The organism is Citreimonas sp. (assembly GCF_042096055.1).
Lineage (GTDB): Bacteria > Pseudomonadota > Alphaproteobacteria > Rhodobacterales > Rhodobacteraceae > Citreimonas.
This window is the reverse complement of record NZ_JBELMH010000104.1, coordinates 1-8,652: the sequence shown is the minus strand read 5'-3', so window position 1 is coordinate 8,652 and position 8,652 is coordinate 1. Positions and strand designations below refer to the sequence as shown.

Annotated in this window: 4 protein-coding genes and 1 pseudogene; 3 read left to right on the top strand and 2 right to left on the bottom strand. The window is 68.7% G+C overall.

Features of this window, described 5'->3' with window-relative positions:
* On the bottom strand, positions 1-313 hold a 313-nt coding region (locus ACFDTC_RS16240), incomplete at its 3' end, for a tryptophan synthase subunit beta (RefSeq protein ID WP_375259928.1).
* Between the two features lie 230 nt (positions 314-543).
* Here ACFDTC_RS16240 and ACFDTC_RS16235 point away from each other — a divergent pair.
* From ACFDTC_RS16235 to glgB, 3 genes are read left to right on the top strand one after another with little or no spacing between them, the layout of a single operon-like run.
* The gene (locus tag ACFDTC_RS16235) at positions 544-2,514 is read left to right on the top strand and encodes an alpha-1,4-glucan--maltose-1-phosphate maltosyltransferase (protein WP_375259927.1); all 1,971 of its coding nucleotides are present in this window, start codon (positions 544-546) and stop codon (positions 2,512-2,514) included.
* A complete protein-coding gene (gene treS, locus ACFDTC_RS16230; protein WP_375259926.1) occupies positions 2,511-5,804 on the top strand; it encodes a maltose alpha-D-glucosyltransferase in 3,294 nt (1,097 codons plus the stop codon). The genes ACFDTC_RS16235 and treS overlap by 4 nt, the downstream gene beginning before the upstream one ends.
* Positions 5,805-5,807: 3 nt before the next feature.
* Positions 5,808-8,018 (top strand): 1,4-alpha-glucan branching protein GlgB, encoded by a 2,211-nt coding sequence (glgB, locus tag ACFDTC_RS16225; RefSeq protein ID WP_375259925.1) that lies wholly within the window; start codon positions 5,808-5,810, stop codon positions 8,016-8,018.
* Positions 8,019-8,034: 16 nt separating this feature from the next.
* Here glgB and ACFDTC_RS16220 read toward each other — a convergent pair.
* Positions 8,035-8,652, bottom strand: a pseudogene (locus ACFDTC_RS16220) (histidine kinase); the annotation flags it as partial.

Here is an 8,652-nt window from a genome sequence, read left to right as displayed (position 1 = left end):
CGCGGCGCCAGCGGGCGCGCAGGGCGCGGGTCAGGGTCGACAGGCGGCGCCGGCCGCGGATCGCCGCGGCGGCGACGAAGGGCTGCACGATCGGCAGGTCGACCGACAGCAGCAGCAGGCCCAGCGGCAGCATCCACAGCCCCAGGAACGGCAGCACCGACGCAAGGCCGCCCAGCACCAGCAGCAGCGCCAGCGGCACGCGCACCAGCGCGCCCTGCTGGCGCAAGAGCCGTTGGATCGGGCTGCGCAACCCGGGCACGTTGCGCTGCAGGAAGCCGAACTGCCGCAGCAGGCGCCGCTCCTGTTTCGTCAACTTTCTCGCCACGTGCACGCCCAGATCGCCGATCCTCGGATGTATCGCGCGACCGGGGGGTCGCCGACCACAGGCAGATGGGCGCGATCCGGGGCCGGCACAATAGCCCCGGCGCGCGACCGGCGGGTTTCTTCCTGACCCCGGTCTCCGGAACTGCCGCGCCGTTTCCCGAGTTTGCCTTGGGACGGTCGCGCGGAGCGACGGACACTGGACGAAACGGGGAGCCGGGAATGGCTGCAAGACACAAAGCCCGAGCGGACGCTGCCCCCGGGCTGACGGACCTGGCCGCCAGCAGGGTGGCCATCGAGGCGGTGGATCCACGCATCGACGGCGGGCGCTTCGCCGCCAAGGCAGTGGAAGGCTGGCCCTTCACCATCACCGCGGACGTCTTCGGCGACGGGCACGAGATGTACGCCGCCGCGGTCGAACTGCCCGACGGCACCATCGCGCCGATGACGAAACTGGTCAACGACCGCTGGCAGGCCGAGGTCGTGTTCACCGGCAACGGGCCGTCGCGCTACGCCATCGTGGGCTGGCGCGACGTCTGGGGCACCTGGGCGCGCGACACGCGCAAGAAGATCGAAGCCGGACAGGACGTCGGCGTCGAGATGCTCGAGGCGCAGCAGATCCTGGAAGGGATGAAGGCGCCGCGCGGCATGGCCAAGGAACTCAAGGCGCTGGTCAAGGCCGCCCGCGCGCACGATTCCGACACGCTGCTGTCGGACGACACCGCGTCGTTCATGGCGCAGCACGGCCCGCGCGCCAACATGACCCGCTCGGCCGAGATTCCGGTCTGGGTCGACCGCGAGCGCGCGGCATTTTCGGCCTGGTATGAACTCTTCCCCCGCTCGCAGGGCCCGGAGGGCCGGCACGGCACCTTCGACGACGTGATCGGCAAGCTCGACTACGTGACCGACCTGGGCTTCGACGTGCTCTATTTCCCGCCGATCCACCCGATCGGCACCACGAACCGCAAGGGCAAGAACAACAGCCTGAAGGCCGAGCCGGGCGATATCGGTTCGCCCTACGCGATCGGCTCGCCCGAGGGCGGCATGGACGCGGTGCACCCCGAACTGGGCACGCTCGACGATTTCGACCGGCTGGTCGAGGCGGCGCGCGGCAAGGGGCTGGAGATCGCGCTCGACATCGCGCTCAACGCCTCGCCCGACCATCCGTGGATCGAGAAGCACCCCGACTGGTTCGAGCGGCGCCCCGACGGAACGATCAAGTTCGCCGAGAATCCGCCGAAGAAGTACGAGGACATCGTCAACTTCAAGTACTACAACGCCGACGGCACGCCCAACACGCCGTTCTGGAAGGCGATCCGCGACCTCTTCCTGTTCTGGATCGGCCACGGCGTCACGATCTTCCGCGTCGACAACCCGCACACCAAGCCGTTCCCGTTCTGGGAATGGATCATCGCCGACGTGCGCCGGACCTGCCCCGAGGCGATCTTCCTGTCCGAGGCGTTCACGCGCCCGAAGCTGATGAAGCGGCTGGCCAAGATCGGCTTCAACCAGAGCTACACCTACTACACCTGGCGCAACACCAAGCAGGACTTCATCGAGTACCTGACCGAGCTGACCACGGAAGAATGCCGCCACTACATGCGGCCGAACTTCTTCACCAACACGCCCGACATCAACCCGTACTTCAACCACGACAGCGGGCGGCCGGGCTTCCGCACGCGGACGATCCAAGCCGCGTCGCTGTCGGGCAATTGGGGGCTGTACCAAGGCTTCGAGTTCTGCGAGGCCGACTGGCTGCCGCCCAAGGACGAGTACCGCGACAGCGAGAAGTACGAACTGAAGCACCGCGATCTCGACGCGCCGGGCAACATCAAGGACGACATCCGCCTGATCAACCGCGTCCGGCGCGAGAATCCGGCGATGAAGGATTTCCTCAACCTGCGGTTCTACCCGGCGCACGATGACCGCGTGCTGTATTACGGCCGGTTCGACGAACGGCACCGCAACTACCTGCTGTTCCACGTGCTGATCGACCCGCATGGCGGCGCCGAGTTCGATTTCGAAGTGCCCATGTGGGAGTTCGGCCTGCCCGACGAGGGCTCGATCGAGGTGCAGGACGTGATCCACGGCAACCGGTTCACCTGGCACGGCAAGCATCACGGCCTGACGCTGGACCCGCAAAGCCGGCCCTACGCCATCTGGAAAATATTCCCGCCGGGAGGCGCTACATGAGCATCGTCGACAAGGACCTTCTGACCCCCGATCCGGCGGTGGACCTACCCGACTGGTACAAGGACGCGGTGATCTACCAGATCCACGTCAAGGCGTTCCAGGACAGCAACGGCGACGGCATCGGCGACTTCGCGGGCCTGATGCAGCGGCTGGACCACGTGCAGGAGCTGGGCGCGACCGCCGTCTGGTTGCTGCCGTTCTACCCCTCGCCCCTGCGCGACGACGGCTACGACATCGCCGAGTACAAGGCGATCAACCCGTCCTACGGCACGATGGAGGACTTTCAGGGCTTCGTGGACGAGGCGCACCGCCGCGGCCTCAAGGTCATCACGGAACTGGTGATCAACCACACCAGCGATCAGCACGAGTGGTTCCAGCGCGCCCGCAACGCGCCCAAGGGAAGCCCCGAGCGGGATTTCTACGTCTGGTCCGACGATCCGTCGCGCTGGATGGACAAGACGCGGGTGATCTTCAACGACACCCACGACAGCAACTGGTCCTGGGACCCGGTGGCCGAGCAGTTCTTCTGGCACCGTTTCTTCGACCACCAGCCCGACCTCAACTTCGACAACCCCGAAGTCCTGCGCGAGGTGCTGGACGTGATGCACTTCTGGCTGGAAAAGGGCGTCGACGGGCTGCGGCTCGACGCGATCCCGTACCTGGTCGAGCGCGACGGCACCAACAACGAGAACCTGCCCGAGACCCACGACGTGCTGAAGGCGATCCGCGCCGATCTCGACAAGCACTTCGAGGGCAAGATGCTGCTGGCCGAGGCCAATCAGTGGCCCGAGGACACGCGCCCCTATTTCGGCGAGGGCGACGAATGCCACATGGGCTTCCACTTCCCGCTGATGCCGCGGATGTACATGGCCGTCGCACAGGAAGACCGCTACCCGATCACCGACATCATCCGGCAGACGCCCGCGATCCCGGAAAACTGCCAGTGGGCCATCTTTCTGCGCAACCATGACGAGCTGACGCTGGAGATGGTCACCGACCGCGAGCGGGACTACCTCTGGGACACCTATGCCAGCGACAAGCGCGCGCGCATCAACATGGGCATCCGCCGCCGCCTCGCCCCGCTGCTGCAGAACGACCGCCGCAAGATCGAGCTGCTGAACTCGCTGCTCTTCTCGATGCCGGGCACGCCTGTGATCTACTACGGCGACGAGATCGGCATGGGCGACAACTACTACCTCGGCGACCGCGACGGCGTGCGCACGCCGATGCAGTGGTCCGCCGACCGCAACGCGGGCTTTTCGCGCGCCAACCCGCAGCGGCTGTACCTGCCGACGATCCAGGACCCGGTCCACGGCTTCGAGGCCGTCAACGTCGAGGCGCAGCAGCATTCGCCCTCGTCGCAGCTCAACTGGATGAAGCGCATGATCGCCGTGCGCCAGCGCCATTCCGTCTTCGGCCGGGGCGAGATCGAGCTGCTGTACCCGCGTAACCGCAAGGTGCTGGCCTATGTGCGCCGGCTGGGCGACGAGGTCATGCTGTGCGTGGCCAACCTGTCGCGCCAGGCCCAGGCGGCCGAGATCGACCTGGCCGAATTCGCCGGCCGCGTGCCCATCGAGCTGACCGGCCAGTCGCCGTTCCCGCCCGTGGGCGAGCTGCCTTACCTGATGACCCTGCCGGCCTACGGCTTCTACTGGTTCATGCTCGCCGACGAGCAAGAGGCACCGGGCTGGCACACCCCCCATGCGCAGATGCTTCCGGATTTCATCACCCTCACCACGCGCACCGGCAGCTTGAGCAACGCGATGGACGACAAGTCCGCCGCCGATTTCGAGCGTCAGTCCCTGCGCGACTACCTGCCGCTGCAACGCTGGTTCGCCGCCAAGGAGGGCCGCATCTCGTCGACTCGCCTGCGCCGGCTGGCCGAGATCGACGGCCAGCACCTGCTGGCGGTCGTGGACGTGACCGCGGGGCAGGCGGAACAGCAGTACTTCATGCCGCTCTCGGCGGTCTGGGGCGAGGATCACCTGACCATGGGGCCGCGCCTGCCGGCGACGCTCGCCAAGCTGCGGCAGGCCAACCGCGTGGGCGCCGTGCTCGACGGCGTGGTGGCCGATGACATGGCCAACGCGCTGCTCGAACAGCTGCGCACCGGCGCCGAACTGCCCGCCGGCGACGAAGGCCGGATCGTCTTCGCCCGCAGCGAGCGCTTCGACGAGGCCGCGAGCGACCCGGGCGAGCCGCGCCTGCTGTCGGCCGAGCAGTCCAACGCCTCGATCGCGTTCTCGGACAAGCTGATCCTCAAGCTCTACCGCCGCCTGCGCAAGGGCACCCAGCCCGACATCGAGGTCGCGCGCTTCCTGACGGACGAGACCGACTTCACCGCGACGCCGCCCCTCTTGGGCACGATCGACTGGATCGACGCCGACGGCGACGTCACCACGCTGGGCGCCGCGTCTGAATTCGTGCGCAACCAGGGCGACGCCTGGACATACGTGACCGAGGCGCTCGACCGCGACATGGAGCGGATGGAGACCGCCGCGCCCGAAGAGGGCGACGAGGACGACGAGGTCGTCATGGGCGGGCCGCTCGACCTGGGCGAGGTGCTGGGCCGCCGCACGGCCGAGCTGCACCGCGCGCTCTCCAGCGGCGCCGAGGGGTCGGCCTTCGGCCCGCAGGACCTGGGCAAGCCTGATCTCGACCGCATGGTCGACGAGGTCATGGGCGAGGTCACCGGCACGCTCGACCGCCTGCAGGGGCGTCTCGACGCGCTGACCGACGTGGGCCGCGCGCTGGCCGAACGCCTGCTGGAACGCCGCCAGCGCCTGCTCGACCACGTCTCGCGCCTGAAAACCGCGACGCCCTCGGGCGGCCTGTCGCGCATCCACGGCGACTATCACCTGGGCCAGGTGCTGGTGGTGCAGACCGACGTGATGATCATCGACTTCGAGGGCGAGCCCACGCGCACCCTGGCCGAGCGCACCGCCAAGACCTCTCCGTTGCGCGACGTGGCCGGCATGTTGCGCAGCTTCGACTACGCCCTGTGGTCGACGGCCCGCCGCCGGATCGAGCTGGGCGCCGACCCGCAGCAGACGCTGGCCGGCGTCGACGGCTGGCGCGAGGCCACCGCCGGCACCTTCCTCGCGGCCTACCGCGACACGATGCAGGGCGCGCGGGTACACCCCGTCGACCCCGACTTCGAACGCGCGCTGCTCGATTTCTTCCTGATCCAGAAAGCCGCCTACGAGGTGGCCTACGAAATGGCCATGCGGCCCGACTGGGTGGAAATCCCGCTGCGCGGACTTCTGGCACTGATCGACGATGGGACCTGACACGTGACACAGACCAGCTACCCCGACACCGCTCCGCCCGCCGCCGAGATCGAGTCGATCCTGCGCGGACAGAACGGCGACCCATTCCGCGTGCTGGGCATGCACGCGCCCGAGGGCGGCCCCGTCACCGTCAACGTCTTCGCGCCCGACGCGACGCAGGTCACGGTCTGCGACAAGGCCGGCGCGCCGGTGGCCGAACTGCACCGCATCGACGCCGAAGGCTTCTTCCACGCGCCGCTGTCGGGTCAAAAGGACCGGTTCGAGTACCGCCTGAAGATGCGCAACGCCGTGGGCCACGAATGGGACATCACCGACCCCTATTCCTTCGGCCCCTGGCTGGGCGAGATGGACGAATACCTGCTGGCCGAGGGCCGGCACGAGGAGCTCTACCAGAAGCTCGGCGCGCACACCGTCACCCATGGCGGCGTCGAGGGCACCGCCTTCGCCGTCTGGGCGCCGAACGCGCGCCGCGTCTCGGTCGTGGGCCATTTCAACGCCTGGGACGGCCGCCGCCACGCCATGCGCCGCCGCGGCGCCACCGGCGTGTGGGAGATCTTCCTGCCCGGCATCGGCCGCGGCGAGATCTACAAGTACGAGATCGTGGGCGCCTACGGCCACCTGCAGCCGCTCAAGGCCGACCCGGTGGGTTTCCGGGCCGAGCTGCCGCCCCAGACGGCGTCGGTCGTGCACGGCATGCTGCGCCACGAATGGACCGATGACGGCTGGTTCGCGGCGCAGGACATCGATCAGCGCGAGCAGCCCATCTCGATCTACGAGGTGCATCCCGGCAGCTGGCGGCGCGGCGACGGCGACACGATGCTGAACTACGAGGCGATGGGCGCCGAGCTTATCGCCTACGCGACCGGGATGGGCTTTACCCACGTGGAATTCCTGCCGGTCAGCGAACACCCGTTCTCGGGGTCCTGGGGCTACCAGCCGGTGGGCCTCTTCGCGCCCACGTCGCGCTTCGGCACGCCCGAGGACTTCGCCGCGATGGTCGACCGGCTGCATAACGCCGGCATCGGCGTCATCGTCGACTGGGTGCCGGCGCACTTCCCCGAGGACCCGCACGGGCTGGGCCAGTTCGACGGCACCGCGCTTTATGAACATGCCGACCCGCGCCAAGGCTTCCACCAGGACTGGAACACGCTGATCTACAATTTCGGCCGGCGCGAGGTGGCGAATTTCCTGCGCGCCTCGGCGACCTACTGGCTGAAGGAACTGCACGTGGACGCCCTGCGCGTCGATGCGGTCGCGTCGATGCTCTACCTCGACTATTCCCGCAACGACGGCGAATGGATCCCCAACCGCTACGGCGGACGCGAGAACCTCGACGCGATCGACTTCCTCAAGGGCGTGAACGAGACCGTGCGCGGCTACGCGCCCCGTTCGCTGACCATCGCCGAGGAAAGCACCGCCTGGCCCGGCGTGTCGCGCCCCGTCAGCGAGGGCGGCCTGGGCTTCGACTTCAAGTGGAACATGGGCTGGATGCACGACACGCTGGAATACATGCGCCAGGATCCCATCCACCGGAAGTATCACCACCACGAGATGACCTTCGGACTGCACTACGCCTTCTCCGAGAACTTCGTGCTGCCGCTCAGCCACGACGAGGTGGTGCACGGCAAGGGTTCGATGCTGGGCAAGATGCCCGGCGACCGCTGGCAGAAATTCGCGAACCTGCGGGCCTATTACGGCTTCATGTGGGGCCATCCGGGCAAGAAGCTGCTCTTCATGGGCAGCGAGTTCGGGCAGGAGCGCGAGTGGAACCACGACCAGTCGCTCGACTGGCACCTGCTCGACGATCCGATGCACGACGGCCTGCGCAAGCTGGTGCGCGACCTCAACGCGCTCTACCGGGCCGAGCCGGGCCTGCACCAGCGCGATTGCGCGCCCGAGGGCTTCGCCTGGATCGAGGGCGGGGACACCGACAACAACGTCTTCTCCTTCGTCCGCTACGGCAAGGACGACGCCCGGCCCGTGGTGGCGGTCTGCAACATGTCGCCCGTCCCGCACGACGCCTACGGCATCGGCGTGCCCCGGGCCGGCACGTGGCGCGAGGCGCTCAACAGCGACGCGGCGGATTACGGCGGCTCGGGCGTGGCCAACGCGGGCACGTTGCAGGCCTCGGACGAGGGATTGCACGGCTATCCGGCGTCGCTGTCGCTGAAGCTGCCGCCGCTGGCGACGGTCTTCCTCGTCCCCGACGCCTGACGCGGCCGGCGGCGCGTCAGCCCGCGCCGTCGCCCCCGGCGCCCACCAGCGACGCCACCGCCGCCACCAGCCTCTGCGGCAGCAGCGGCTTCTCGATCCACGGCGCGTCGGCGAAGCGCGCGGGCGCCGGGAAGGTGCGCGCGTAGCCGGTGGCGAACACGATCGGGATGCCGCGCGCCTCGAGCGCCAGCGCCACCGGCCAGATCAGCTCTCCGCCCAGGTTGATGTCCAGCACCGCCGCGTCGAGCGGCTCGGACACCGCCGCCTTCAGCGCCATCTCCAGCGTCGGCATCGGCCCCACCACCTCGCAGCCCGCGCCGCGCAGCGCGACGGCGGTCTCGTCGGCGACGAATTCCTCGTCCTCGGCCACCAGGATCCTCTTGCCGGTCAGCGAGGGCGGCACCGCGCCCCGCGCAGCCCCGTCCAGCACGTGCGACCGCTGCTGCCACGCCCGCCGCGCGCGCAGCCGGTTCATCGGCAGGTCCAGCACCGCCCGCAGGCCGTCGGGTGCGAAATCCAGGCTCACCGCGCCGCCCAGCTCGTAGGCCAGCGTCCGCTCGATCAGGCGCGAGCCGAAGCCGCTGCGCTCGGGCGGGCCGGACACCGGCGGCCCGCCATGCTCGGTCCAGGTGAA

What these genes read in the sequence shown, in the direction of transcription:
- ACFDTC_RS16235 (WP_375259927.1), top strand. Translation starts at nt 544, where the DNA reads ATGGCTGCAAGACACAAAGCCCGAGCGGACGCTGCCCCCGGGCTGACG.
- treS (WP_375259926.1), top strand. Translation starts at nt 2,511, where the DNA reads ATGAGCATCGTCGACAAGGACCTTCTGACCCCCGATCCGGCGGTGGAC.